Genomic DNA, 26,430 nt, shown 5'->3' on the forward strand with positions numbered 1-26,430 from the left:
AGGGTCGGGCGCCCATCCGGTCGGCGGCGGCTCGGGCCGCCTCGAAGCCCGTTACCGCGTCGTTCCAGCGCTGCTGCGCGGCGTCGACGGCGGCCAGCCAGTGGTCGACCGGGCCGCCGATGTCGCAGCCGAACATCGCGGCCATCCACTGGCCGCGATGGGGGTCCAGCGCCTCGCGCGCCTCGGCGCAGCGGCGTGGATCGCCGGTCGCGGCGGCGACCTGCGCGCGGAGCCGCAGCCACAGTGGCGACACCGGCCGGGGGTACGCCGTGCCGGCGGCCTCGATGCCGGCGGTCAGCCGTACGGTCGCCTCGTCGTCGCCGCGTTCCACGGCGGTGATCGCCCGGAGGAGCTCCAGGTAGGGGTGGCCGGTCGGGTCCAGCCCGTCGAGCAGCGCGCCGGCCTCGGCGAAGCGGCCCTGCAGGAGCAGCCACGACCAGCGCAGGTGGTGGCCCATGAACGCATGGTCGGAGTGTTCCCACTCGCCGAGGTCGGTGAGCTCGGCGAACAACTCGTCGGCTGCGGCGAAGTCGCCCCGAAAGGCGGCGATGATGCCGCCGTCGATGGCCGCTCCCATCCGGTGGCGGGCGATGTCGCTCTCCCGGCACCCGGTGACGAAGGCGTCGAGCTCGTGCAGGTAGCGCGGGTCGCCGAGTTCCAGCAGCGCAACCCAGCGCAGCGAGGTCGCCCACAGCTCGGTCTCCCGGTCGCCGCTGCGCCGGGCCACCTCGCGGATCTCGGCGGTGAGCGCGGCCCGTTCGGCGGCCGTGCCCAGCCCCCACGTGGTGTCGTGGCGGGCCCAGAGGCTGAAGCTGAGCGCCTCGTCGTCCTGACCGCGGCGGGCGAGCGTCTCGGAGGCGGTGATGAGGTCGGCGACGAGCGTGCTGACCGGCACGGCGTCGACGGGTTCGCCGAGAAGGCGGCGGTGCGCCTCGCGCAGCAACTCCTCCGTTTCGGCGGATCGCCCGGAGGTGGTCTGGTGGTGGCGGTGGACGCTGATCGCCACCCGGGCCAGCACCGCCGGCTCGTCGAGGTCGAGCGCCAGCGCGGCGGCCTGGGCGAGCAACTGGCGGGCTTCCTCGCGGTCGCCGCAGTAGTGCAGCAGATGGACGAGTTCCACCATGATCTTGGCCCGTTGCGCCTGGTCCTCGGAGACGTCCAGCGCGCGGCGCAGGTGGACCGTCGCCTCCTCCATCGCCAGCCGGCCGCCGGCCTCCCGGGCGGCGGCGACCAGCAGGTCCGCGGAGCGCGACGGGTCGAGGGCGCTGCCGGCGAGCCAGGCGTGGCGGGCCAGGTCGGCGGGGATCAGCCGCTCCGCGAGCGACGCCGATGGGTCGACCGCCCGGACGACCGCGGCGTGGCGGGCCCGACGGTCGTCGTCGGGGAGCCCGTCGTAGAGCGTCTCCCGGACCAGGTCGTGGACGAACGCGAACCGGCCGCCGCCGCGGGAGACCACCAGCCGGGCGGTCACCGCGTGGTCGAGGAGCCGGTCGACCTGCGCCGCGGGCGTGGCCGCGCACGCGGCGAGGACCAGTCGATGGAACTCCCGGCCCAGCACGGCGGCGACGGTGAGCGCCTCGACCACCGCCGCAGGCAACTGGTCGAGCCGCCGCCGCACCGCCTCCCGTACGCCGGGGGCGATGGTGGTGACGAGACCGTCGGTGCGCCACAGCCGGGCGGCCTGTTCGACGAAGAACGGATTGCCGCCGGTGCGCCGGTGCACCTCGTCGAGGAGTTCGGCGTCGGGTGCACGGCCGGCGGTGCGGGTCATCAGCGCGCCCACCTCGGCGCGCGACAGGCCGGTGAGCGTGACCATGGTCGCCTTCGCCACCAGCGGCATCAGCAGCGGACGCAGCGGATGGTCGTCCGACTCGGCCTCCGCGTCTCTGTAGGTGCCGAGCAGCAGCAGGCGTTCGAACCAGGTGTGCTGGGCGGCGAACTGCAACAGTCGCATCGAGGCGGGGTCGGCCCAGTGCAGGTCGTCGAGGACCACCACGACCGGACGGCGCTGCGAGACCGCGACCAGCGCGGTCGTCACCGCGTCGTAGATCGCGAAAGCCTCCTCGCCGCCGTCGCGGTCGCCGGCGCGGCCACCGCCGCCGCCGTCATCGTCGCCGCCGGCCGCGGGGTCCGTCGCAGGGCGGGTCGTCTCGCCGAGCAGGGTCGCGAGACCCGATTCGGCAGCCTCCCACGCCAGCGCCCAGTCGTCCGGCGAGCGCCGCAGCGCGCGCAGCACCTGCACCCACGGCCAGTAGCCGGGTGCGCTGTCGGAATCCCAGCAGGCCGCGCCGAGCACCAGCGCACCCCGCTGGCGGGCCTCCTCGGCCACCGCCGTCACGAGTGTCGTCTTGCCGATGCCCGGCTCACCGGTGACGAGGACCAGGCCGCCGTGGCTGGCGGTCGCCCGCTCCACCTCGGCGCGCAGCAGACCGGCGGGGTGGTCCCGCCCGATGAGCGTCTCGCCGTATCGCGGATCCATGACCCCCGGACCGTAGCGGAACCCTCCGACACCGTGCGACCGATCGACGTCGCGCGTACACCGGCTGACCCGGCGCGGCGGGCGGCGCCCCCGGCCCCGATGAATAGCCCCCCGGCGGACCGGGTACGCGCGGCGCATGGGTAGCCACAAGGAGAACAAGCACGATCCCGGCGGCGAGTCGGCGCGCGCGGGACGGCATTCCGGCAGCGGCGCTCCGGGCCGGCAGGGCTCGGAGGTCGAGCGCTCACCGAAGCGCCGGCATCTGCGGGCGGCGACCGGGACGTCCGGCACCGAACGCGACCACGGCCGGTCGAAGCTCGCGCACGGGGACCGCGTACACCGCCAGGGCGGCTCCTGAGCCTGCCCGCACCCGGACACCTGGGAGGAGATGGTCGACGTGGCGCGATTCCTGCTGATGTCGACGTATACCGTCGACGGGGTGAAGGGGCTGGTCGACGATGGTGGCACGAAACGCGCCGACGTCGTCCGCACGATGATCGAGGACGCCGGCGGGCGGATGGAGTCGATGTACTTCGGGTTCGGCGAGGACGACACGTACGTGTTGTGCGAGCTGCCGGACCACAAGACGGCGGCGGGGCTGGCGATCGCCATCCGGGCGAAGGGCGGGCTGGACGTGCGCGTCACGCCGGTGCTGACGCCGGCGGAGGTCGACGAGGCGACCCGGGTGAAGGCGGAGTACCAGCCACCGGGGGCGTGACCGGAGTCAGCGGCGGGGCTTGGCCCCCACCGCCATCACCTCGGAAGCTCGGTCGGCTCGGTGCCGGTCGAGCCGCCTCGCGAAGCGAAGCGGCTCGACCCACCACCGTGGACGGTTACGCCGTCGCGCAGACGGCGTACGACGTGTTGGACCAGTTGCCGGCGAACGCGTCCTCCTCGTACGCCCCGGCGGTGTCGAGCGTCGGGGCCGCCGCAGCGCCACCGTTGGGGCGGAAGTCGTCGACGACCACCTCACCGGTCGCCCCGTTCAGCTCGAAGCCGGCGCCGGTGAGCACCTTCCCGACCGGGCAGGACGCGGTGACACTGCGGAAGTCGACCGAGTTGTTGGCGCTCACCGCGCTGATGCGCACCAGGCCCGCCAGCGGGTTGGCGCAGATCGCGTACGCGGTCGCGTCCCAGTTGAGGGCGGTGGCGTCCGCCTCGTAGGCGCCGACGTTGACCGAGGTCGGCGCTGCGGCGGGTCCGCCGTTGGGGCGGAAGTCATCCACGACGGCCTCCCCGGTCACCCCGTTCAGCTCGTAGCCGGTGCCGGTCAGCACCTTGCCGGCGGGGCAGGCCGCGGTGATCGTGCGGAAGTTGTTGGAGTTGTTGACGCTGGTGGCGGAGATGCGCACCAGTCCCGCCACCGGGTTGGCGCAGATCGCGTACGCGGTCACCGACCAGATGCCGGCGAAGGCGTCCGCCTCGTAGGCGGTGACGGTGACGGCCGTCGGCACGACGGCGGGACCGCCGTTGGGGCGCAGGTCGTCGACGACCGCCTCGCCCAACGCCCCGTTCAGCTCGTAGCCGGTGCCGGTGAGCACCTTGCCGGCCGGGCAGACGGCGGTGACGGTGTGGAAGTCGTTGGAGTTCACGCCGCTGGTCGCCGAGACCCGCACCAGGCCGGGGACCGCGGCGGACGCCGGGCTCGCCGGGGCGACCACCGCGCCTGCGACCGCGAGACCGAGCACGAGTACGGACGCACGAGCGCCGAACCAGCGGGAATCCTTCAGATCACGCATGTTCTCTCCCGTCTCTGGCCCGGCGACGGTGACGGGCGTCCAGCCAGGAGGCGATCGACCGTCATCGGCGCCGAGGCCGAATCTGACAACGGATTCACGCTAGGTAGTCGCCCGACCAGGCAATATCTCCAACTTGACTACGTCGCGTAATCGACTCGACGCGGTAGCTGGTGCTGAACTGCGACTGGGCGGCGCTGGGGCTGCGACCGGATCCGGCGTCGGTCGGCCCGTCCACTGCGCGCCGGCTTGCCGACCCGGCCGCCGCGCGCCGACATTCCGACGCCGCGGTGCTGGCCGGAGCGCAGGTCGGCCAGCACGGCGGTGATCACCCGCTCCGCTTCGACCGCGGGCGGCACCTCCAGCCCAGCAGACACCGACCGCACCTCCCGACACGGCATCTCCGGGACCTGACTGGCAATTCTCGGCTGTCTCACGCCCGCTCGCGCTCTCGGCGCAGCGCCAGCGTGCCGTCAGGGGGGCCGGCCGCCGCGAGAATTGCCGGATCCGACGCTGGCCTGCGGAAACCGGCACTAGCGTTGGCGGGGAAGGGGAGCCAGGCGCCTCCGTCCGGTAGCCGACCATGTCGATCATGGGGGTGTCCATGCGCGGGCCGAGACGTGGTGCGGTCTGGGTCGCTGGGCTGTGGCTACGCCAGCGCCGGCGCAGGTGGCGCACCCGACGCGAACGCCGGATCGAGCGAAGCCGCCGCCGACGGACGGACCAGCGCCCCGATCACCGGATGGACTGGCGGCACCACCGCGGGCTGCGGTGGGCGATCATCGGCACCGCCTCGATACTCGTGGTGTGGATCATCTACTCGCTGTTCCTGATGGTCCTCAACACCGAGCCCGGTTTCCTCAGGATGTCCCAGTGGTGCGCGGGAGAGCCGCCGAGGTCGTACTACTGCGGGCAGGTGGAGGGCTTCGTCAAGGGCCCGCTGGTCCTGGCGCTGGGCCTCGCGGTCTTCCTCTTCTGGCGGTATCTCCGGGTCCGCCGCTGGTACGACCGCAATGCCCTGCGCAACCGCCGGATGGTGATACCCACCGCCGAACGCGACATCAGCCGCGTCGACGTCGTCGGTCGGGACGAACTGTGCGAACTGATGATCCAACGGCTGCGCGACGAGGGCAGCCGCCGTCCGCTGCTGCTGGTGGGCGGCATCGGCACCGGCAAGACGACCACGCTGGTCCGCCTGGCGGAGATGCTGATGGCCACCAACGTGGTACCGATCGGCATCGACCTGCGCACCGTCACGGATCCGGAGAAGCTGAACTTCCACCAGCTCGCCCAGGCCCAGTTCGAGCGCACCATCGACACCCAGCTGCACGCCGCGGGCGAGGCCGACAAGATGTGGCGGCGGCTCTGGCTGGAGAACCGCATCGTGGTGCTCGCCGACGGCCTGGAGGAGGTGCTCGCCGACACCGCCCAGCCCGCCGACCGGGACAGCCTGCTGAGGGAGGCCGTCCGGGGTGCGGTTCGCGAGCGTCTCCCCCTGGTGGTCGCGTCGCGCCCCGCCGATCCGCTGCGCGGGCTGGATGCGCTGCTGGTGCAACTGGAGCCGCTCGCCCAGGGCGCCGCCCTGGAGTATGTGCAGAGCCACAGCCGCCGCTCGGACGCGGGACAGCGGTCGGACCGCATCGTCGGGCTGGTCAGGGACGCCGACGTCGCCGACTCACCGTTCTACCTGCGGATCATCGGCCAGCTCCACGAGGTCGACCGCCTCGACCGGGTGGAGCCGGCGGGCCAGGACAGATCCGCGCTGCGGTGGAGCCTGCTGGAGGAGTGGTACGACGCCACCGTCGCCGGGGACCTGTACGAGGACTACGGCATGCCGCAGACCGAACGAGCCGACGCGATCGAGGTGCTCTCCGCGCTTGCCTGCATCGGGTTGCGCGACAACCAGCCGTCGGTGCGCACCACCGAACTTACCGGCGCCAACGGCAAGGAGGACGCCGGCCGCCAGTGGATCCTGGCCGAGCTCCGGGCCCGGCTGCACAAGCTCAGCGCCGACAACCCGCAGGACATCGGGCTCGCCGAGACCACCGGGGACGCGCTGAACATCGTGGTGAAGCGGCAGGACGGGGTGCGCTTCCAGAACGGGGTGATCCAGGCGTACCTCGGCTCGCGCTTCCTCACCGCCGCCCTGCGCGACGACGCCTTCCTCGAGCGCGCCTTCACCCGCCACCACGGGCCCGGACGGGAGCTGCTCTCGGCCCTCACTTTCTACAGCCGCAGCGGCGGGGTGTTCGAACGGCTGGACGGGCGGCGCAAGCCCCCCGCCCCTGAAGGAACGCTGCGCCGCCTCGGTGACGTCATCCGGCAGACCGCGGGACTCCGCACGGACGACGTCCAGGACGCGGAGGTCACCCGGAACCGGTCGATCACCCTGGTACGGCGGCTGTATGAGGCGGCAACCGAAACGCGGAACCGCACGCGGGCGCTGGAGATGTTCGCGGCCGCGCTGGAGATGGACGCCGCTACCGGGCACACGGTGCACCGGCAACTGGCCGACGCCATCCGGGATGCCTGGCCCCGCTACCAGGGGGACGGCTCGGTCACCGACCGCCCCCTCGAAGACGCCAAGATCGCCATCGTGCACCGGTACGGCGACGCCGCCCGGCAGCTCAGGGACCGGCCCCCGGAGGCCACCGGGCGCCGGAGGCAGCAGCCCGAGGCGCAGTACCGGCAGCTGTTCCAGATGATGGCTGACGAGTCCTCGTACCTGCCCCGGCTGAGCGCGGCCCGCGAGATCGCCAGCGGCGGCAACGCGGCCGTCCGCGCGCTGCGCGACCTGCTCGACGCGCCGGCCGAGGCGGCCGACGCCACGGGCCGGGAACGCCTGGAGGAGCTGCGGACCTGGATCGCGCCGCCGCTGTTCCTCTTCGCCGAGTGCGAGCACGCCCCCGACGAACCGGACTGGCTCGGCGTGGCCCGGGAGAGCATGCGGCGTTGGGTGCACCGCCTGGCCACCGACGCCTCGGACGGAGCCCGCGTCTACGAACTCACGCTCGCGCAGGGCTTCCGGCTGGCGGCCAACTGCCGCACGTACCCGGCGCACCGCAGCATCCTGATCGAGGAAGCCGAGAAGGCGTTGCGGCACTCCCGCTTCTGGTACTCGCACCTGGTGCTCATCCAGGCCCTCACCCTGCTGGCCCTGCCCCGGGATCCCGGTGAGACGTTGCGCGAGCGGGGTCACGGTTCGGACCCGCGCGGGCTGGTCAACTTCTGGACCTCGATCGCCGGGGGCGGGCACCGCGCCCCGCAACCCGGCAGCGGTACGGCCCACCCGCTCGTCCTCGAGGTAGCGGACCTGTGCGTCGAGGCGCTCCTCGACCGCCATCCGGAACGGCACTGCTGGGCGGACGAGCGGGAGATCGTCGGGCGGGTGGGGGCGGTCAGCCCTGACCCCGCCGTCCGCCGGCTCCAGAACTCCTGGCTGCCGCCGTCGCACGGCTGGGGGGTGCTGCAACCACGGGCCCAACGGCTGCTGGCCGACGTGATGCTGCTGCTCAACCTCGCCGACCGGGGAGAGGACAATTCGGAGCGGGCGCGTCGGCTCAGCCGGGCCAGCCGGGCCGAACTGCCCCCGTGCCTCACCATCGACCGCAGCGCCATGCGGGTCACCCTGAGCCGCCGCCAGGCCCACGACGTCCAACCGGGCTCCACCTGCATCGACGACTGCCCGTTCCGGCTGTGCCCGCTGCCGCCGAAGGGGGACGAGTTGCCGTACCAGATGGACGAGGTTTTCTGCGCCCACCAGATCGACCTCGTCGGGCGCTGGTTCCGGTCGCCGGGGCGGGCGGACTGGCAGGCGGTCAACCGGGAGGATCTGCGGACGTTCTGGCGGGAGATGTCCGAGCGGATGGCACCTGCCTGGCGGAAGTGAGCGGCGCTGCCAGGGGGCCGCTCGCCCGGGCTCGACCTGGGCCGACAGCGACGAGGCGCCAGCCGACGGGCTGATGTCGCGCGGCATCCTCCCGGCTCGTCTGGTGCCGCACGGGCTGACATCGACCGGAGCGGTCGCTGTCGAGCTGAATCGTCTGCGACATCACCGGTCGATGTTGCTCGTCGTCGCCGCCACCGACTAGCCAGCAGGCAGGACAGGGCCCGATAGTCGCGCTCGGTCGCTGCCGCTTCAGGCACGGCGGCACAACCCACAGGGAAACTCTGTACACGTTGCCGCCACGTATAGCGGATTTCCTTGTCAAGGTCCCGCGCAGGCCCAGGGCGAACCACGCCCTGGAGGCCGCCCATCCGCGGCGATGGTCGTCGGGTGCGCCGGTTCAGGCGTACGTCAGGGCGAGCCGGCGGTGCTCGGCGTCGTCGGTGCGCTCGGCCAGCGCGCGCAACTCCGACGATGCGGTGGCGGTGTTGCGTGCGCACCAGGCGTGCATCAGGACGGTGGCGGTGTCCGGCGGGCTCCCGGTGGCGGTGGCGACCACCACCTCCGCGGTCTCCTCGAGCAGTTGCTGGATGGTCGGCACGGTCACGCCCTGCTCACGCAGGTGCCCGGCGAGCAGACCGAGGCCCAAGGGGGTCAGTGCGGCGGCAGCGACGTTCTTCTCGATCGCGCCGAGCCTGGCCAACTGGTCAAGCAGGCGGTCCGTGTCGTTGTCGGCGGACTGGCGCCAGCCTCGCTCCTGCTCCTCGGTGCCGGGGTAGAACCCCAGTCCGTCGCAGGCCGCCTGGTAGGCGAGCTGCCGCAGCTCGTCGAGTTTCAGAGGTTCCGGCGCGATGAACAGCGCCATGGTCACGGCGAACCCGGCATCGTCGAACCGCCACCGCAGGACTGACTCGGCCCACCCACCGCCGCAGACCGCCTCGCCGAGGTCGAACAATGCGGTGAACGCCCGACGGGACAGCGCGAGCGGGTCCGCCAGCACCTTCGCCGCGCTCTTGACCGGCACCAGCCGCCCCTTCACCACCCGTACGACGCGGGCGGCCCGGGCCCAGGCGACCAGCACGGTGAGTACATACAGCTCGTCGCTGCTGCGCGTGGCGAAGACCCGGTCGCCGATCATCGGGTCGACGATGTCGCCGGTGTCGAGCACCGTGACGAGTTCCCGCGCGTCGGCCAGCCGCAGCCGGCCGGTGGTGGTCAGCGTCCGCCCATCACCGAGCCACTGCAGGAGTTCCCGCAGCCGGCGTACGACAACCGACTCGGCGGCCAGCCCGCGGAGCGTGTCGTCGTCGGGCACAGCCACCAGCGGTAGCGGCGGATGCCGGTCGGGATCCTCGCCGAGCAGGTGGTTGGCCATCACCTGGTTCAGCAGGTCCTTGTCGACGGCGACGCGACCGGCGTGCAGGTCGGCGATGAACCGCTCGGCGGCCACCTGATCGCCGGGGTCGATACCCTCGTCCAGCATCCGGGTGGTCCAGAACTTCGCGAGCCCGTACCGGCTCTGGTCCGCCATCGCGTCGGCGAACGGCGCGGCGAGCTTGTCCAGGGCGGCGTGCAGCAGTTGCCGGTCGGCGCAGCGCCGGTCGGCGAGGTCCTGGTCGAAGAGGAAGTCGACGAACGCGCCCACGGTCGGCACGACGGAGGCCCACTGGTCCGGCGGCAACGTCACCTTGCGGGGAAACCAGTCGAGCAGGGCCTCTTCGACATCCTCGGGCTGCCATCGTCCGAGCAGGCCGTCACCGTCGGACCAGCGGTGGTCGAGCAGCGCCTCGATGACGAACAGGTCGACCGGCCGGCGATGCCGTCGGGCCCAACGGTCGAACCGCCGCATCAGCCGCTGGCGGGCGGAGAAGAAGAGGTCGTCCGGTGCCGAGGTGTAGACCATCCGCATGACGGCCGACTCTACCGGCAGAGCCGCCGCGGCTGTCACCGCGGAAGGATCGCCATACCAGCGCCGGCAGACGGTATCCGCGGCGGCACTCGCCGACCTCGGCTGGCTAGCGGAGCAGGTGCCCGACGAGGCTGTCCGGGTCGCTAGCGCCGATCGCCGTCAGTGCCACCGCGAGCAACAGTCCGATGATGGTGGCAAGGCCGCCGAGCAGCAGCACCGCCCGTTCGAGGCCGGTGGTCGCCCGGATGAGCAGCGTCGAGAGCCGGCCCGGCTGCTGGGCGGCCGGTTCCACGGCAGGGGCACCCCGGTCGTCGAAGGCGGCGACCGCGCCGGCCAGCTCGGTGAGCAGCTCGGGCCGAGCCGGCCCGGCGAGCACCCCGAGGGTCAGCGTGAGCACCCGGGTCAACGGCTCCGGCAACTCCCGGGCCAGTGCCCGCTCGCTGAGCAAATGCGTCTGCATCGCTGCCGCGCTGGCCCGCAGCGACGTGGCGACCGGGTGCGGCGTGAAGCCGCGTCGCTGCCGGGCATCGACCCGTCGAGCCACTTCGGTCAGTCCCTCGGCGACCCCGCTGAGCCGCTGCCGGGTCGCCCCGAGAGGGTCGGGCAGGCCGTCGACGAGCCGTTCAGCCAGTTCGGGGCGGACCGGCGGCTCGGGTGCGAGCAGGCCGGCGATCGCCACCGCCGTCGTGCTCACTGCCTGTCGCCGCCGCAGCGCCCGCGCCGTCGCCCGGACGGCGAGCGCCGTCGGCAGGATGAAAAGCGCCATGTAACCGAGCCCGACGAGCGGGGAGATGTCCAGCCCCGGCGGGTCACTCGACTCCTCCGGCGGCAGCGCGGGCAGATTGGCGGTGGCGACGAAGAGCAACAGCCACGGGTAGCAGAAGGCCAGTACGGCGAGCCGCCCGGTCTGGGCATGCAGGTAGGCGTTGAACGCGATCCGGAGGCGTCCCTCGACGAGGGTGCCAGCGGGGAAGCTCAACCGGGGCAATGGGCCGCGGCGGTGTCGCTGCGGGTGGGCGAGGTATCCCAAACCGCGCACCCAGATGAGGACCGCGAAGGCCGCCCCGGCGAGCCCGGCGGAGACCGCAGCAGCATGCAGCCCCGCATCGAGGAGGCGGGTCTTCGAGGGCAGCGCGAGGGACAGCATCGCGGGAAGGGCCGCGCCGGCCATGAACCCCGTCCAGGGCACCATGGCGAGGTACCCGGCGTCGTGCCACATGCGCACCAGGTGCGTCGGCAGGGAGTGGCCGGCATGGCGGGCGCAAGCATGCCGCAGGGCCGCAGCCAGGCCACGGCGACGGGCCAGTACGAATGACCGGTCCCCGAGAACCCGGGCGTACACCAGGCGGAACGTGCCCGTCGCGTACGCCGCCGCGATCATCAGCCAGACGGCGATCAGCGGAAAGACCAGACCGACCATCGCCAGTACCTGAAGCACAACGCCCTTGATAGCAACCTGGCGCTCGTGCAGGTCCGCCGGTCCCGCCGGGCAGCCGCCCCGCAGCTCCGGGGCAGCTGCACCAGCCACCGTGGACGGTTACGCTGTCTCGCAGACCGCGTATGACGTGTTGTACCAGTTGCCGGCGAAGGCGTCCGCCTCGTACGCGCTCACGGTGACGGCCGTCGGGCCAATTCGTCGGCAACTTCGCTCAGGTAGGCGTAGACCTTGGCGGGTTCGAGGCCTCATCGAGTGCGCGGCTCGGTGGCGGCGGCTGGCCCGCGGACAGCCCCTACTGCGGTACGCAGGTCACCAGGGTTTTGAGGCGAGCGAACTCATGCGGCGCGAGGTTCGCGACGGCGGCGAACTCCTCCACGCTGCCGAACCCACGGCGCACCTGCCGTTCGGCCACCACCCGCTGCGCGCGCTCCGGATCAAAGTGAGCAAGAGCGGCGAGCTGTTCGAGCGTGGCCGCGTTGACATCCACGACCCCTGGGCGCGCGGCGACCGGCGGTTGCGGCGACGGCTGAGTGGGCGCGGACGCCACCGGGGCCGCGACACCGGAGTAGGCGCCGGGCTGCGGCAACACCTCGTCGACGGCGGGCGGAGCGGATGTGGGCAGGGAAGGCGGCCCTGCCTGAGCTGGCGGGTATGGGCTGCCGGGCGAATCGGGCGGCGGTGCCTGGGGCCGGGCGTACCAGGGAACGTGGCCGGCCCGCCAGCGCAGCCACGACGAGTTGATCAGGCAGCCGTGCAGGATGCTCGTCACCCACATCGCCATGAGCGCAACCGTTGCCACCGTACTCAGGATGCCCGTCTTGTCCGACTCGCCGATGGTGGCGAAGAGCGTCCAACCGACCACCAGGTAGACGATGCCAGCGATCCACCAGGCCGGGCGCCGGGAGCGCACCCCGATGTAGAGGAATCCGGCCCCGGCGAGGAACCCGCAGCCGGCGACGGGCAGCAGCAGCCAGAGGCTGTGCCGGATCCGCCAGCCGAGGCTCGCTCCCGGGCTCGGGGGCACCGGTGGAGGCTGCCATCCTCCGTCAGCCACGCTCGACATCTCGCTCCTCCTGCAGGCAGTGCATGCGCACCTTGGCGCTCGCGTCTCGACCGTTCAGCGGGCTCTGCGCCACCGTCACGGCGGCTACGGCCAGCGGTAGGAGGATCAGCGGGACGCTCACCGCGCCCCGTCGATCATGCCGCCCACCAGAACTTGATGATCTTCCACCAGGGCGGGCAGCGACACATCGCCGGGGCGGATCGCGCAGGTGGACGGAACGGCGGGTCCGGGCCAGCCACCCGGTCCGATCTTGGCCTTGCCGACGCTCCAACCGCTGAATCTGATCTTGTGGCCGGTCAACGGTCTCGGTAAGCTCGCCCGCCGCGACACCGCGAACGCCTCCAGCGCACCCCGTCGCCTGAAGACCTGCTGCCTGTGACCCATGCTGATCGTCCTCGTCCATGGACCCGACCGGTCGTCCGCAGCGCCGAAAGGTTGAGCGGGCAAACATGCGCTCGACCGAGCGACAGAACCCTTGACCGACCGTACGGTCAGGGGATCTTGAGCGCACCTGCTGAACCGGCCTGAACGTCCTCGGCTCTGCGCGACGAGGGTCGAGTTGTCGCAGGGAGGCGCTACGGTGCGCGCCAGGTCAGCGGGAGGTCCAGGATGGATGCGGTCTCGGCAGAGTTGAGTCGCGAGCAGAACTACTTCGACGCGGCTTGGGACCACCGGGAGCGCATGCGTACGACTCTGGGTCTCGCCGCAGGCGCTGCCGCCAACAGCGGCGCCGCCGCGAGGATCAGGCAGGACACCCAAGCACGGCTCGAACGCATAGGCGGATCGGACGAACCGGTCGCCTTCGGCCGGATGGATTACGAGGACGGCGAAGTCTTCTACATCGGCCATCACGCGATCTTTGATGACCACGCTGAGCTGCTCGTCATGAACTGGCAGGCGCCTGCCGCCGCCCGCTACTACGAGGCAAGTCACGCCGAGCCGTTCGGGCTGCGGCTCAAGCGCAATTTCGAGTGCTCGAGCAACACGATCAAGTCGTTCAGCGACACGGTGTTCGCCCAATTGGCCGCTGACGTCGCCGAGCTGGAGGCGCACGAGGAGGTCGACGACGCGCTCCTCGCAGACCTCAACAGCAACCGCACCGGCACGATGCAGGACATCGTCCGGACGATCCAGGCAGCGCAGTTCGATCTCATCCGCGCCCCGATCGACCAACTGATGGTCATCCAGGGCGGGCCGGGCACCGGGAAGACAGCAGTTGCGCTGCACCGAGTCTCGTGGCTGCTGTTCAACAATCAGGGCCGGCTCTCCGCCCAGGATGTGCTCATCATCGGGCCGAGCCCCACCTTCACGCGCTACACCCGCACGGTGCTGCCCAGCCTGGGTGATACGAGCATCGAGCAACGCGACATCAACCAGCTGCATCCACCGGTGAAACGCCATCGCCAAGAAGAACACGACGTCGTGAAGCTGAAGGGCGACGACAGGATGGCGGGGCTCGTGCGGCGGGCGCTCTACGCCCGGGTCGGGCCGCCCGAGGGACAGCACTGGGTCGAGGCGCAGATCGAGGGCCGCCCCGTACCGATCGCCGCCGAGGAGCTCAAACCGCTGATCATGCGGTGCCGTGCCAGCGCCGGCACATACTCCGAGCGCCGGCACCTGTTCCGGGACCTGCTGACCGACCTCGTCTCCCCCCGGGTCCGCGTGAACCCGCAACGACTGCGGACGGCACTCGATCCCGTCATGGACCGGCTCTGGCCGTCGTTCACCGCCGCATCGTTCCTGCGTGAGCTCTACGGCTCCCGCGACAGACTGATGGCGGCGGCAGGCGACGAATTCACGGCCCGGGAGGTGTCACTGTTGCACCGGCGGCCCGCCGATCGGCTCTCGGAAGAAACGTGGAGCGACGCCGACCTCGCGGTGCTCGACGAGGCCGAGCACCTGATCAACAGCGTGGAGGCCCGTTTCACGCACATCGTCGTCGACGAGGCCCAGGACCTCTCCCCCATGCAACTGCGAGCCATCGCCCGCCGCTCCGCCAACGGGTCCATGACCATCGTCGGAGACATCGCCCAGTCGACCGGCCACTGGGCGCGCGACGACTGGGACGAGCTCCTCGATCACCTACCCGCCGACCTTCCCCAGGTCCGCGAGGAACTGCGTTACGGCTACCGCGTACCTCGACAGGTCTTCGAACTTGCGGCCCAGCTCCTGCCCCTCGCCGCACCCACTGTGCAGGCACCGCAGATCGTGCGGGACGGTCCGGCCGAACCTCTCATCCACCGAATCGACGGGGACGACCGCGCGGCGGAGGCCGTCCGCGTCGCGATGGGGCACGCCGCCCACGGCCGCTCCGTAGCCATCATCTGCCCCACTTCCTGCCGCCCCGACACCGAACGAGAGCTGAAGGCCAAAGACGTGGCCTGGCGTGCCGCGTCCGCCGGTGAGCTCGGCCCAGGAATCAACCTGGTCGGTCCGCAGGAAGCCAAGGGCCTCGAGTTCGACGCGGTCGTCGTCATGGAGCCGGAAGACATCGTCGCCGAGGACGACCGGGGCCACCGCTTGCTGTACGTCGCACTGACCAGAACAACGAGGTATCTCGACATCGTCTGCGTCGGAGACCCGCTCGCGATGAACGACGACGACGGCGAATCGGGCGAACCGACGACGGACGGCGAATTCTTCGCTGCGGGAACCGGCGATGCGGAGGACGGGTCGGAGTTCGAACCGGACCCGTGGGGAGAAGTCCTCGACGAGTTGCTCGGTTCGAAGTCGGACACAGCCGACGGGTCAGTTGCGGAGGAGGTCAACGGCGGCCCGCACGTCGGTCCGCGCGCAGTGGTCGAGCCTTTCCACGCCCCGCCACCGCGAGGACACGTCTCTCAGCGGTTCGTCGACCTGGCGGCGGAGGAGGTGGTCGCACTACTCCGCGAAACTGTCGCGCCGAATTTATGGAAGTCCGTACTAGCCAGAGCGGGCGAGATCCTCGACGCAGAGGGCTGATCCACGGCCTCGTGAAGATCGGTCCAACCATCCGACCAGCGGGGGCGGCACGCGATGGGATTGACCGGCGGTTCGGGAACAGCCCCGGCCAAGGGCAGCGTCCGCCGACCAGGCCCGATACGGTCGGCGACATGACGACAGTGGACACGACAAACGGCCTACCCGCGTTGGGCAAGCTCGACAGCGTCGAGGTTCGCGACGTCTGGAAGCACGAGGCGCACACCTTCACGCCGTGGCTGCTCGCCAACGCCGAGGTCCTCGGTGAGGTGCTGGGAATGGACTTGGCACTCTCGGCCGCGGAGCACCCGGTGGGTGGCTTTTCGCTGGACCTCATCGGCATCGACGAGGCGACCAACGAGACGGTCATCATCGAGAACCAGCTGGAGAGAACGGACCACAACCATCTGGGCCAACTCCTCACCTACGCGGGCGGGACCGACCCGGTGAACGTGGTGTGGATCGCGACCAGCTTCCGGGAGGAGCATCGCGCGGCCCTGGACTGGTTGAACACCAGGACCGATGAGAACACCCGCTTCTTCGGCATCGAGATCAGCGCCGTACGGATCGGGCAGTCCGTTCCCGCACCGCTCATGCGCTTGGTCGTGCAGCCCAACGACTGGGGCAAGAGGGTAAGGGCGAGCACCCACGACGCCACGGCGAGCGGCCGCAACCAGGCCTACCAGTCGTTCTGGACGATGTTGCTGGCGGCTATCCAGCAGCGCCAGCTCCAGTGGACGACCTCAACCAAGGGGTACCCGCAGAACTGGTACTCGTTGCCGAGCGGTATGAGCGGGGTGTCCTACGCCTGCACGTTCAGTCGCTCCGGGTTGTCCAGCGAGATCTTCTTCCAGCACCCCGATCCGGCCGTAAATGACACTCGCTTCGCGGCGGCACAATCGAAGCTCGAACCGGCATACCCGGCGACCCTGTCCTTCGAACCACTGACCGGCAGGAAGGGGTGCCGCATCGCCGAATACCGAAAAGGCGACATCGTGAACACCGACGAGTGGAACGACTACGTCGAGTGGTTCATCGCTGCTCAGCTTCGCCTCCGCCAGGCGGTGGCCGCCGCTGGCGGTTTGCCCTCCCTCATTTCCTAGCCACGCCAAGGAAGACGCATGCCGCTGTACGAGATCCATGGGGACCGGCTACGCCGGCATGACGCCGCGCGGTTCGCGGCTCTCGGCATCTACGAGCGCAACGATCTGCAGCAGCTTCTCCGCGACGACATCGCTGTGCTCAGTCCAGATTTGCTCGTCATCGCCGAGGAATTCGGGAACTGGGAGGACTCCCGGCGTCGCATCGACCTACTCGCGGTGGACAAAGCCGGACACCTGGTGGTCATCGAGCTGAAGCGTACCGACGACGGTGGCCACATGGAGCTGCAAGCTCTGCGGTACGCCGCGATGGTGTCCGCGATGAGCTTCGACGAGGTTGTCGCCGCCTTTGAGGTGCACCTGTCGAAGGTACGACCGGATGCGGATGTCGACGCGCGGACCGAGCTCATCAGCTGGCTGGACCTGAGCGACAGCGACGACGCGCCCATCATCTCCTCCGACGTGCGGATCCTGCTCGTCTCGGCGGACTTCGGCCGGGAACTCACCACCGCGGTGCTGTGGCTGAACCGCTTCGAGGGCATGGACGTGCGTTGTGTCCGGCTGATCCCCTACGAGATCGACGGGCGGGTCCTACTGGACATCCAGCAGGTCATCCCGCTCCCCGAGGCCGCCGATTATCAGATCCGAGTGGGCCGGAAGGTCACCGAACAGGAGCGGCGCAGCACCGACGGCCGGGACTGGACGCGCTACCACATCATCGTCGACGGCCAGCTCCTGCCGGACGAGAACAAGCGCCGTACGGTGCGGCTGATGATCGAGAAGTTGGTAGATCGCGGGGTGACTGCCGCGGCCATCGGGAAGGTCCTCACTCCCGGGCGCTTCCGGCCACTCGAGGGAGAGCACCACAGTGACGAAGAGGTCCAGGCCGCGCTGGCTGAGCAGTACCCCGGGGTGGAGGTCAGCCGCTGGTTCACCGGTCAGGCGCTGGTCGAGGACGGCAGGACCTGGGTGGTCCGCAAAATGTGGGGACGCAACACCGAGCCAACCCTCTCTGCCCTGCGGGACGCATTCCCCGCGGCCGGAGTCAGCTTCCAGCGAGCAAACCCTTGATCCGGCTGCGGACAAGGGCGCAGGCAGGAGGAACCGCCAGATGACGCCAGAAGTTCCTCCAATTCAGGTCGCCGGTCGAATCATCGAAGATCCTCTCATCCCCTTCACCGCTTACTGTCAGCGGAACGGCGGCACCATCCGCAACTACGACTGGCTTGCCGGCTCGAGCTCGGTTCTGACGCCCCAGCTCATCAAGGCCACCAGGTCTCCATGGATGGGCAGCAGGATCAGTCGCACGCAGGAGCTGCACCTGCTCGACTTGAGCGAGACCGCCCCTTGGTCAGATGTCGCCGGCGATGCCCACCTGAAAGACGCTGAACCAGTAGAGGCTGAGGGTCTCTACGCCCGCGCTGTGCGTCTCTACCAACACTTCTACCACCCTCGCGTGAGGGGCATCGCCGTTGCCAAGGTGAGCAAGTCGCTGTACCTCATGCGTCCAGCGCTGTTCCCTATCCTCGACAGTCGCCTGCTTAACCTGTACCGGGAGTCAGCGGAGCAGGCGGCACGAGACCTGGGGTGGCTGCAGGGGCGCCAGGCCCCGCCACGGCGTGCCTACTGGGCGGCGTACCGGCTTGATGTGGTTCGGGCCAGGGACGGGCTCGCGATCCTTCGTGAGGTCGCTGGCCGGCACCAGGATCCGCTTGTTGTCGTGGCAGCGAGCCGCCTCACCGACGTGCGGATCATGGATATTCTTGCGTGGTCTTTAGACCAGCCCTGATTGCCGCAGGAGCCCTCACCCGTTAACAACTATCGACTGACGATTGCCTGCTACCCCCGCAGTGCGACGTCATCGGTCCGGATCATCTCCTGCAGGTCGAGCAGGTGCTTCTCCGTGTAGCCAATCGTCACAGGCTCGCCGCAGAGCTCGACCCGCAGGCTGTTGCCGAGCCCACCCTCCACACTCGTCCTCCATTGCTGGATCTGCGACAGAAGTTCCTCGGATCGGACCTCGCCGTAAAGGAATTTGCTGGCGCAGGTCGGACAGAGGCACAGCGTGTTTCCCGGGCGACCGATCCAAGCGGCAGCCGTGTGCGAGACAAGGTGAATAACTTCGAAGTAGGGCACCCCGTCTCGCTTTGGAAAAGTCGCGGTGCAGACCTGACAGCGGCCGGCGTACTGCTCGAGCAGGAACTGGCGGACGGCGGGATCCTTCCCGTCCCAGACCTTGCGCCCGATGACGCGGAACCGGTCCTGCGGCGTGGGCTCGTCCGCCAGGCCTTCCCGGATGTCGTCCCGGGTCCGCTGCCGACGGACCGCAGGGGCTACCACTCGCTCGCCGGCGGCCAGCCGGCCATCCTCCGACTCGCCGTGCTCTGCGGGCTTGTCGAACGCATCTTCCACAGCAGCGGCGTACGCCTCGGGACTGAGACCGGTGCCGGCCGTAGCCTCGCCGCCGTCCTGATCCTTGTGCTCGCGGCGTTGACGCCACTGGTTCAGTTCGGCGATCACATCCGGGTTGTCGGCTACGAAGCGCAGCGTCTCCACCGGAACGTTCAGTTCTGCGCTCACCTGCACGATCGCGGACGAGACCATGCCGAGCACGTCGGCAAGGGCCTGGCTGGATTCGAAGTCGTCAGGTAGATCGTCCAGCGAAAGCTTGGCCGGCTCCATAAACTCGCCCGCGCCCGTCGAGAGCCACGCGTGAGAGACGGCGAGTTCCAGGGCCTTGGACATCGTCTCGACGGACTTGCTGTTCGAGTAGTCCTGCCGGCCTGCGGACTCCAGGATTCCTCGCAGCCGGCTCGCGTACGGCAGCAGCAGCCGATTCCACACGTACGCCGATCGCCGGCGATCAGGATGAGTCACGGCAGCTTCGAGGCCAGCGAAGCGTAGGTTCGGGTCGAACCCGTGCAGTCCGCGGCTGTGGTCGCCCCAGTCGGCGCGGAGGACGACGTGCCCGAGTGGGTTAGGCGGCGACGACAGCACCCGGACCGCCTGCGCCACCCCGAGAACGCTGAGCTCCTGTTGGTAAGGCCGATAGCGCTCGTGCAGAAACCAGCAGTGCGGGCTTGGCAGGAAGTAGTGCTCCAGATCCTCCTCCGACCAGTAGGCGACGGCGGGAGACCGAAACGAAAAGGCCGAAGCATGTGCTGGACGGCACTGCAGGAACGGCGTGCCGCGTAGCACCTCGACCAAGGTGTCCCTGCGTCTCCTCGTCGCAGCCTGCATGGCGCGGAAGATCTTCGCTAGATCGTCGTCGTGCTGCTCGTCGGCGATGGCACTGGACGGATTGCCGTACTTCGGCACGACGTACTCGAGAACCTCGTCCACGGCGTCGGGCTCGGACAGGCCCAGTTCTTCGAGGAAGGCCCGCGCCTCTGAATTGGCAGCGACCTCCGCCCGCACCGTCGGGAAGCTCGACGACACCGGGCCGGGCAGGTACGCCTGGGGACGTCCGTCGGCATCGAATGGCACCACCTGTCGACCGTCGTTTAGCCGGATCAGCGGTAGCTCCCGCGCGGGTCCCGGCCGGTTCCACGGCGGCCGCGGCCTGCGCCACAGTGCGGGGCTCTGGGCGAGAAATCGGTACAGCTGAACGAGCCACGCGTCCTCAGCTGACTCCAGAAACGTCCTGTCGAGTTGGTCGACGAGCCACTCGGCGTCGAGCTCGTCGATGTCCACGACGTCGTGGAGGTAGTCCCACAGGTCGCGATTCCGCTCCCGGGTGAGCCGCACCGGCTGCCATTGCAGCGGCTCGCCCGTCCCCTCCAGCGCACCGAGTTGCTCCGGCGTCAACAACTCACGCAGCCCTGCGCTCCGCGCAAGACGCATCCGTGTGGCGGGAGCGTGTCCCAACGGTCCGGCGACCGGCAGAAGCGGTCGAGTCCGCACAGCCTCGAGAAGTGCGTCGAACAACGGCCGCAACAGGGAACCTTCGGGGAAATCCACCGCCGTGATGGGCAGGACGTCGAGCACGTCGATCCCAAGACGCCCCTTACGGCGCAGCTCCTCGAGAGCCTCGATCAGCAGGTGGCCGGCTTCCACGATGACTCGGGCGTTGTCCGGATCCCGCTCCGGGATGTTGTCCCGTGCCGGGGTCGTTCGCAGCGGCGCCTGCAACAGGAACCCCAGGCCGCTCGGCTTGTCGGTGGGGAAGTACACGACCAGTGGCGCGTGGGGGATGCGTTCGACGGGAGCATATGGCGCCCCACTCGTCCGCTTGAAGGCCATCTCGACTCGCCGGCCGGGGTGCCCGATGCTGTCCAAACTTCGGCGGAAGACCTCCCAGTACTGGTGGTTGATCACCCGATCGTTCTGCCAAGCCACCAGCTCCACGTCCGACGACAACTCGCCGCGCTCCAGCCGGGTGAAGGTGACCGCTCCGCTGCCTCCCACCACCGTGACCCGCCTGACGTGCTGAAGGAACAGCAGAGTCACCGGATCAAACCTCGTCAGACCGCTGCCGATCTCGGAGTACGCCCGCTCGCTCGGCACATCCTCACGGTCGAAGGGGAACTCGAACCGGGTAAGGCGTTCGGGCCGGTCCAGCGGGGCGGCGGTGGCCTCGGGGCGGACGTAGTGGCGGATGCGGAAATGCTCAGCGCCGGAGTGCACCACGGGCGCCAGGGTGTAGGCGTAGACAGACTTGAAGCCGATGCCGAATTTGCCGATGCTGGTCAGCTCGCTGGATTTGGTGGAGGCGTCAACCCCGCAGATACCCCGGACGTCCCGCTCGTTGAACGGGCGGCCGTCGTGCTCGACGACGAGTCGGTCCGGGTGCAGGGTGAACGTGACATGCGACGCCCGAGCATCCTCGGCGTTCTGAAGCAGCTCAAGGATGAAATGAGTGCGGTCGGCGTACAGCCGTTGCAGAAAGTCCAGGTGGCGGGTGCCCTCGCCGTACTCCCGGATGTTGTCCTCGCGGATGCGGGTGTAGTCACTCGGCATGGCTGATCGTCAGCACTCCCTCTGCGATCCGATGGCTGACGATGTCGACCCTGCGGCGTTCCTCCAGCTGCGCATGGCGCTGCTCGAACTTCCGGACGGCGCGGGCTCGTTGTCCCGTCAGCATCGTCCGGATTCGAGGCTCGGTCTCGCCGGTGAGGCGGTCGTCGATTCGCCGCAGGCCTCGCTGGTGGTGGGCTTCTAGGCTTCCGGTTCGGCGGGCCAGCAACACCTGGTTGAGGGCGTGAGCGTCCCTCGCGGCGTCTCGGCGGCGATGCTCGGCGTAACGGTCAAGTGCCGCTCCCGCCTCCCGGAGGTCGGCGGCGGGTCCGGCCTCCCCGGGCAGCGCGTTGGCGAGCAGCGCGAAGAGGCGGCGCTCCACGAGCCGGTTGGCCGTCAGCCGGGTTGCGTCCACGACGAACGACACGGTGCGGAACTCCGGCCGCACCGCGATCGTCTCCCAGGTGTCACAGGCAAAGACGTAGCGGCCTTCCGGCAGATCCGTATCGATGACGCGAAGCTGCGCGCGCAGCTGCTGGTCCTGAGCGGGGGCGAGGGCAGACACCGCGAGGCGAACGAGCGGATGGGTGGCGGTCAAGAAGGTGATCGACCGATCCCGGCTGGCTGCCTCGTCGGAGAAGGTCAGCCGCAGGCCGCTGTCCTTCCCGTTGAGCCAGTGGCGCAGCTGCTGGACGGGCCGGCCGCCGCCGAGCCTCGCCTCGTTCCGGCTGATGGCGTCGAGCAGTTCTGACCGAGCGGACTGAGGCAGTCGGAGCCGCAGCTCGTCCTCGGACAGCCGGTCCAGGTGCCCGGAGAGAGGGGGCCGTGTCAGGTACGCGCGGACCAGTTCCTCCAGCTGCTGTTCGGTGACCGCCCGGCCCTCTTCGACGAGGGCGTCGAGGTCCTGGGTGAGGCTGTCGTCCAAGCCAAGCAGGTCCTGGCTCGCGTCCTCGACGCCTCGGGTCTCGGCGACCAGCCGGACGGCGTTGTCGGCGAGCTGTCGAGCCCGCTCCTCCATCTGCTCGGGCGTCAGGTCCGGGCTGGTGGCGATGGCCGCCAGGTCCTGCGTCATCTCGCCGAGCACACCTTCGAGGTCACCGACGGTGTCCCGGAAGAGGTCCAGCCGGTCCCAGCAGCGGTAGAACACCCGCTCCTCGACGGTGTCGGGGGTCACGAAGTTGAGGATCAGCACCTTCGGGCTGCGCTGCCCAAACCGGTCGATGCGGCCGATGCGCTGCTCGATCCGCATCGGGTTCCAGGGGATGTCGTAGTTGACGAGCCGATCACAGAACTCGTAGTCGAGGCCCTCGCAGCCGACCTCGCTGGAGAGCAGGACGTCGATGGCCTCCGCATCTCCGCGGTCGAGGCGGAACCGGTCGCGCAAGCGCTGCCGGTCGGGCTCGGCCACTCGCCCGGTGACGACCCCGACGCGGACGCCGGCCGCCGTCAGGTGCTCGGCGAGGTAATCGAGGGTGCCGAGGAAGAACGAGAAGACCAGGAGCTTTCCGGGGCCATCCACCGCGCGGGCTTCGCGGACGGCCTGGAGGAGCCGCTGGAGTTTCGGATCGTCCGGCGGCAGTCGACGGGCCAGCTCACGGAGGTCCGGGTCCGTCGGAAGGGGAAGCCTCGGCGGAGCTTCGTCCGGATGGGCCTCGGGGGCGTCGGTCAGATCCGTGATGGCCGGCTCGCCGGCCGCCACGATGCGTCGAGCGAGGACGGGCAGGCAGCTCGACGCCTGACGCTCGAGAGTGTCGAGAATCAGGCGGACCACGACCGGGTTGTAGCGGGTGAGCAGCTGGTCGCGGCGGGCTTCCAGCAGGCGGTCGTAGAACTGGCGCTGCACCGGTGTGAACGGCACCGACACGGTGTGGGGCTCACGGATGGTGAACCCTCCGATGTCCCGTCGGCGGGTGCGGTTCACCAGTGGCGCGAGAGTGTTCAGCTCCTCGATCTCGCGCACGCAGCGGACCCGGTCGTCGGTGGTCAAGGTGGCTGCGTCCAGACGCCTGCGCACGTCGTCGTACCGGGGGTCGATCGCGATGGCCTGCCGGCCCCAGCTGGTGTACGCCGCGGTGTCCAGCGCCTTGAGCGCCTCCTTGGCGGCCTCGGGCGCACCGCTGCGCAGTGCCCGTACGGCGGCGTTGAGGTGTCGATTGGGCTCGACGACCTCGAAGAACGTCTGCCGATCGGGAAACAGGTCCGGGCGGAGGAGGTTGAGCAGGGTGAACAGGTCCCGGGCCTGCGTCTGCACCGGTGTGGCCGAGAGCAGGACGAGGGCAGTGCTGATCTCGCTCAAGTACTCGGCGAGCTCGTGCGAGTTCGTGCCCGGCGTACGCAGATGGTGTGCCTCGTCGGCGATCACCAGGTCGAAGGCGGGCGGCGGGTCCAGCTCGCGCAGGCCCTTGTCCTTCTTCCGCTTGGCACCTCCCTTCAGGTATGCCGTGCGGGCGAAGAGCTCGTAGTGCACGATCGCCCGCCGGTACTCCTCGGGCCAGGCACCGTCAAGGTGGGCCTCGTTGAGGCAGTAGCGCAGGCTCGCCGAGTCGAGCACCCGGAAGTCCTCGTCGAAGCGGCGCATCTCCTCGCGCCACTTAACCGTGAGCGCCTTGGGGCAGAGGACCAGCACGTGGTCCAGCGGCTGGCGGGCAGCCAACTCCTTCATGATCAAGCCAGCTTCGATGGTCTTACCGACGCCGACGTCGTCAGCGATGAGCAGCCGCGGCTCGTCGGCGCGGGCGAGGCGCAGGAGCGGCCGGAACTGAAACGGCACGTACTTGATCCGCGCTGCCCGCAGCGAATAGACGTGATCGGTGAGCGGGTGGCTGAGCCGGGCAGCGACCAGGCGGGCTCGGAACTCCTCGGGAGACAGGCCGCCAGTCGTTGCCTCCTGTTGCGCCGCCGCGAGCACCAGCTGGTCCTCCGCGTACTCGCGCATGCTTCCGGCCTCATGGAAGACGCGATAGCGGCCGAACCCATCGACGCTCTGAAGAATCTGGATGACCGGTCCGACTCGACTGGGGTCGGCTTGAACGGCAACGATGTCACCGACGTTGAATGCCACGCGCGCCCCTCGAACTCGCCCCACGCGACTGGCCCTCAACCGCAGCCTCGCCCGATGCGCAGAGCATAGGCACGCTTCGACAGTCTCGACGGACCCGCTCAGCCGTATGGAGATCGATCTGCGCCGAAGGTCGGAAGACGGAGCCGATCCGGCCTGGGGCAGTCGCCCACGCGCCGCTCCGCTATTCGCCACCCTCGGCGTCACGTGGCTTCGGCACCTGCCGGTTGAACCGCGGCTTGAAGGCGACGACGAGGGCTTCCTTCGCACCCTCCGGGTTGTCGGTCTCCTGCCAGCGGACCTCGCACCGACCCAGCCAGCCGGCGATGTCGGCAGCCGACGCCGCGTTGCCCGGGGTGTCGAGGAGCTGTCCGACCTGGTCGTGCAGCACCGACGAGTCGCGGTTGCCGTTCAGGTGCTGCCGGAGGCGATCCCGCATGCCCCGCCTGGTCCGGCCGACGTAGATGACCACCCCGCCGTCGAGGACCACGTGCACGCCAGGGGCGCGGGGAGCGTCGGCGACAGTCTCCATGGTGTGCGGCTGGGGAGCCGTGAAGCCGGCCAGCAGGTCGTCGTGCGCGGTGTCGGGCATCCCCGGGACGCTACCGCCGTGGACCCTCATCCGCGGCCCCGCACGGGCCGTCGTGGTCGTCGCGGCGTCGGCAGCGGCCGGCCCCGTCGAGCTTGGCGTCACACCAGATTCGGGTCCGCAGGAACTGGCGATCCTCCTCGCTGAGGGTGGTTTCGCCGAAGTCGATGGCGGTGACGTGACCGAGCGAGTCGCGTAGGGCTACGGCCAGGGTGATGGCCCCGTCGAGGTTGGTCAGGGTGGTGGGGAGGTGAATGATCCAGCGGGGTGCGGTCATCGCTGCCACCGGCTGTTCGATGAAGGTGAATCTGTGTGGCGACAGCCGGTGTACCGAGACTGCCACTGCCGCAGCGCCTGGCGGATGCGTTCGGCCTCGGTGTTCGCCGTGGTCAGCTCGCGATGCAGACGCTCGAGTTCGTCGGCCAGCCGGTTGACGTAGTCGTGCACCTGGGCGGGGTCGAGGCCGCGCCAGCGGGTGTCGAAAGAGGCGATGCGGGCGTGGTGCGGGTGCAAGCGCTCTCCGGTCACGTAGATCATTGCTGCCGCGTCTCCTGCTCGGCGATCAGCGCGCGGATCTGCCGATCGGTGAGGCCGCGTTGGTCGAGGATTCGACGGCTCCAGCGGTGCAGGCGGCAGGGGTGGGGTGCGCGGTCGTTGCGACACCGCAGGCCGTCGGGCCACTGCTCGGCGGCCTGCACGGTGAAGGGTTTGACGGCAAAGGTGATGTCTTCGGCGGTGACGTGGGGCGGCAGGGGTAGTTCGCCGAGGATCTCGTCGGTCGAGTCCATGTCCCTCCTTAATCGGTTGGTGGCGGCGCCGAGGCGGGCGGGGTCGGTCGGTACGACCGCGCGTCCGTACCGACCGGAGCCCAGCACCCGCCCCGGGCCTCCATCGCAGGGTTGTGGATCAGTCAGGCAGGCCGTATGACATGCGCGAGGTAGCCGGTATGCACCGTTCGTATGCGGTGGTCTACCGACTGCTGACGCTTTCCAGATGGGCCCGGGGGTTGCCTTACAAGGCAGGGTCTGGCGGACCGACACCGATTGGCATGACGCTGCGAGGATCGTCGATATACGTGGTGCGTATACCGCGAGCCCGCGAAACGGTTTGAATGGTTAGGCTCGACGGAGCGCAATGGACACAGCCACCCCCGCGAACGGCGAGGTTGCCGGTGACACCTACGAACTGCCCACGCTGTGGGGGACGCTTGGCCCGGGACAACGACAGCGGGCGCTGCGCGCCCTGCCAGGCCGCCGAA

Annotated in this window: 21 protein-coding genes; 7 read left to right on the forward strand and 14 right to left on the reverse strand. The window is 69.8% G+C overall.

The genetic code is table 11. The features are described from left to right. On the reverse strand, positions 1–2,479 hold a 2,479-nt coding region (locus NCC78_RS00440; RefSeq protein ID WP_250791009.1), incomplete at its 3' end, for an ATP-binding protein. Positions 2,480–2,615: 136 nt separating this feature from the next. On the opposite strand from NCC78_RS00440, the gene NCC78_RS00445 reads away from it, so the two are divergent. After that, on the forward strand, positions 2,616–2,837 hold the full coding sequence (locus NCC78_RS00445; protein ID WP_250791010.1) for a hypothetical protein: 222 nt from the start codon (positions 2,616–2,618) through the stop codon (positions 2,835–2,837). A 39-nt stretch (positions 2,838–2,876) separates the two neighbouring features. Continuing rightward, on the forward strand, positions 2,877–3,197 hold the full coding sequence (locus NCC78_RS00450; RefSeq protein WP_372495021.1) for a GYD domain-containing protein: 321 nt from the start codon (positions 2,877–2,879) through the stop codon (positions 3,195–3,197). A gap of 115 nt (positions 3,198–3,312) precedes the next feature. On the opposite strand, the gene NCC78_RS00455 is transcribed toward NCC78_RS00450, so the two are convergent. Next, positions 3,313–4,218: a hypothetical protein gene (locus tag NCC78_RS00455; protein WP_250791011.1), complete on the reverse strand. Its 906-nt coding sequence runs from the start codon at positions 4,216–4,218 to the stop codon at positions 3,313–3,315. Between the two features lie 137 nt (positions 4,219–4,355). After that, complete coding sequence (locus NCC78_RS00460) at positions 4,356–4,592, reverse strand: hypothetical protein (protein WP_250791012.1); 237 nt, start codon at positions 4,590–4,592, stop codon at positions 4,356–4,358. A gap of 365 nt (positions 4,593–4,957) precedes the next feature. Here NCC78_RS00460 and NCC78_RS00465 point away from each other — a divergent pair, with 365 nt between their 5' ends. Then, complete coding sequence (locus NCC78_RS00465) at positions 4,958–8,104, forward strand: NACHT domain-containing protein (RefSeq protein ID WP_250791013.1); 3,147 nt, start codon at positions 4,958–4,960, stop codon at positions 8,102–8,104. A 397-nt stretch (positions 8,105–8,501) separates the two neighbouring features. Here the strand turns inward: NCC78_RS00465 and NCC78_RS00470 are convergent, their stop codons facing one another. The 5 genes from NCC78_RS00470 to NCC78_RS00490 all read right to left on the reverse strand — a co-directional run bounded on the left by NCC78_RS00470 (position 8,502) and on the right by NCC78_RS00490 (position 12,811). Next, positions 8,502–10,010 (reverse strand): hypothetical protein, encoded by a 1,509-nt coding sequence (locus NCC78_RS00470; RefSeq protein WP_250791014.1) that lies wholly within the window; start codon positions 10,008–10,010, stop codon positions 8,502–8,504. Between the two features lie 106 nt (positions 10,011–10,116). Further along, entirely contained in the window at positions 10,117–11,538 is a 1,422-nt protein-coding gene (locus NCC78_RS00475; RefSeq protein WP_250791015.1) for a hypothetical protein, read from the reverse strand. A gap of 202 nt (positions 11,539–11,740) precedes the next feature. After that, a complete protein-coding gene (locus tag NCC78_RS00480) occupies positions 11,741–12,472 on the reverse strand; it encodes a ComEA family DNA-binding protein (RefSeq protein WP_250791016.1) in 732 nt (243 codons plus the stop codon). Between the two features lie 22 nt (positions 12,473–12,494). Beyond that, on the reverse strand, positions 12,495–12,632 hold the full coding sequence (locus tag NCC78_RS00485; RefSeq protein ID WP_250791018.1) for a hypothetical protein: 138 nt from the start codon (positions 12,630–12,632) through the stop codon (positions 12,495–12,497). After that, positions 12,629–12,811: a hypothetical protein gene (locus NCC78_RS00490; RefSeq protein ID WP_250791020.1), complete on the reverse strand. Its 183-nt coding sequence runs from the start codon at positions 12,809–12,811 to the stop codon at positions 12,629–12,631. Before NCC78_RS00490 ends, NCC78_RS00485 begins: the two co-directional genes overlap by 4 nt. Before the next feature lie 309 nt (positions 12,812–13,120). Between NCC78_RS00490 and NCC78_RS00495 the strand changes: the two genes are divergently transcribed. The 4 genes from NCC78_RS00495 (at position 13,121) to NCC78_RS00510 (ending at position 18,358) form a co-directional block, all read left to right on the forward strand. Beyond that, positions 13,121–15,472, forward strand: a complete 2,352-nt coding sequence (locus tag NCC78_RS00495; protein WP_250791021.1) for a HelD family protein — start codon at positions 13,121–13,123, stop codon at positions 15,470–15,472. A gap of 131 nt (positions 15,473–15,603) precedes the next feature. Continuing rightward, positions 15,604–16,572, forward strand: coding sequence for a DUF4268 domain-containing protein (locus tag NCC78_RS00500; RefSeq protein WP_250791023.1), 969 nt, complete (start codon positions 15,604–15,606; stop codon positions 16,570–16,572). 18 nt (positions 16,573–16,590) lie between these two features. Continuing rightward, entirely contained in the window at positions 16,591–17,640 is a 1,050-nt protein-coding gene (locus tag NCC78_RS00505; RefSeq protein WP_250791025.1) for a PDDEXK family nuclease, read from the forward strand. 40 nt (positions 17,641–17,680) lie between these two features. Then, positions 17,681–18,358: a DUF6308 family protein gene (locus NCC78_RS00510; protein WP_250791028.1), complete on the forward strand. Its 678-nt coding sequence runs from the start codon at positions 17,681–17,683 to the stop codon at positions 18,356–18,358. Positions 18,359–18,408: 50 nt separating this feature from the next. Here NCC78_RS00510 and NCC78_RS00515 read toward each other — a convergent pair whose 3' ends face one another. From NCC78_RS00515 to NCC78_RS00540, 6 genes are all read right to left on the reverse strand, one after another. Then, complete coding sequence (locus NCC78_RS00515; RefSeq protein WP_250791030.1) at positions 18,409–21,528, reverse strand: sacsin N-terminal ATP-binding-like domain-containing protein; 3,120 nt, start codon at positions 21,526–21,528, stop codon at positions 18,409–18,411. After that, complete coding sequence (locus tag NCC78_RS00520) at positions 21,518–24,460, reverse strand: SNF2-related protein (protein ID WP_250791031.1); 2,943 nt, start codon at positions 24,458–24,460, stop codon at positions 21,518–21,520. The genes NCC78_RS00515 and NCC78_RS00520 overlap by 11 nt, the downstream gene beginning before the upstream one ends. Positions 24,461–24,767: 307 nt before the next feature. After that, positions 24,768–25,175 carry a GIY-YIG nuclease family protein gene (locus tag NCC78_RS00525; RefSeq protein WP_250791032.1) on the reverse strand — a complete coding sequence of 136 codons (408 nt, stop codon included), beginning with the start codon at positions 25,173–25,175 and terminating at the stop codon, positions 24,768–24,770. 10 nt (positions 25,176–25,185) lie between these two features. Beyond that, on the reverse strand, positions 25,186–25,449 hold the full coding sequence (locus NCC78_RS00530; protein WP_250791034.1) for a hypothetical protein: 264 nt from the start codon (positions 25,447–25,449) through the stop codon (positions 25,186–25,188). After that, complete coding sequence (locus NCC78_RS00535) at positions 25,446–25,709, reverse strand: DivIVA domain-containing protein (protein WP_250791036.1); 264 nt, start codon at positions 25,707–25,709, stop codon at positions 25,446–25,448. Before NCC78_RS00535 ends, NCC78_RS00530 begins: the two co-directional genes overlap by 4 nt. Beyond that, positions 25,706–25,960, reverse strand: a complete 255-nt coding sequence (locus NCC78_RS00540; protein WP_250791038.1) for a hypothetical protein — start codon at positions 25,958–25,960, stop codon at positions 25,706–25,708. The genes NCC78_RS00535 and NCC78_RS00540 overlap by 4 nt, the downstream gene beginning before the upstream one ends. Between the last annotated feature and the right edge of the window lie 470 nt (positions 25,961–26,430).

The sequence above is a fragment of the Micromonospora phytophila genome (assembly GCF_023656545.1).
GTDB classification, from domain to species: Bacteria; Actinomycetota; Actinomycetes; order Mycobacteriales; family Micromonosporaceae; genus Micromonospora; species Micromonospora phytophila.

Bases quoted from the DNA above. Each gene is read 5' to 3' on its own strand.
- NCC78_RS00500 (WP_250791023.1), top strand. From the start codon at position 15,604: ATGACGACAGTGGACACGACAAACGGCCTACCCGCGTTGGGCAAGCTC.
- NCC78_RS00445 (WP_250791010.1), top strand. From the start codon at position 2,616: ATGGGTAGCCACAAGGAGAACAAGCACGATCCCGGCGGCGAGTCGGCG.
- NCC78_RS00520 (WP_250791031.1), bottom strand. From the start codon at position 24,460: ATGCGCGAGTACGCGGAGGACCAGCTGGTGCTCGCGGCGGCGCAACAG.
- NCC78_RS00455 (WP_250791011.1), bottom strand. From the start codon at position 4,218: ATGCGTGATCTGAAGGATTCCCGCTGGTTCGGCGCTCGTGCGTCCGTA.
- NCC78_RS00470 (WP_250791014.1), bottom strand. From the start codon at position 10,010: ATGCGGATGGTCTACACCTCGGCACCGGACGACCTCTTCTTCTCCGCC.
- NCC78_RS00525 (WP_250791032.1), bottom strand. From the start codon at position 25,175: ATGCCCGACACCGCGCACGACGACCTGCTGGCCGGCTTCACGGCTCCC.
- NCC78_RS00495 (WP_250791021.1), top strand. From the start codon at position 13,121: ATGGATGCGGTCTCGGCAGAGTTGAGTCGCGAGCAGAACTACTTCGAC.
- NCC78_RS00540 (WP_250791038.1), bottom strand. From the start codon at position 25,960: ATGGACTCGACCGACGAGATCCTCGGCGAACTACCCCTGCCGCCCCAC.
- NCC78_RS00510 (WP_250791028.1), top strand. From the start codon at position 17,681: ATGACGCCAGAAGTTCCTCCAATTCAGGTCGCCGGTCGAATCATCGAA.
- NCC78_RS00505 (WP_250791025.1), top strand. From the start codon at position 16,591: ATGCCGCTGTACGAGATCCATGGGGACCGGCTACGCCGGCATGACGCC.
- NCC78_RS00465 (WP_250791013.1), top strand. From the start codon at position 4,958: ATGGACTGGCGGCACCACCGCGGGCTGCGGTGGGCGATCATCGGCACC.
- NCC78_RS00535 (WP_250791036.1), bottom strand. From the start codon at position 25,709: ATGATCTACGTGACCGGAGAGCGCTTGCACCCGCACCACGCCCGCATC.
- NCC78_RS00530 (WP_250791034.1), bottom strand. From the start codon at position 25,449: ATGACCGCACCCCGCTGGATCATTCACCTCCCCACCACCCTGACCAAC.
- NCC78_RS00515 (WP_250791030.1), bottom strand. From the start codon at position 21,528: ATGCCGAGTGACTACACCCGCATCCGCGAGGACAACATCCGGGAGTAC.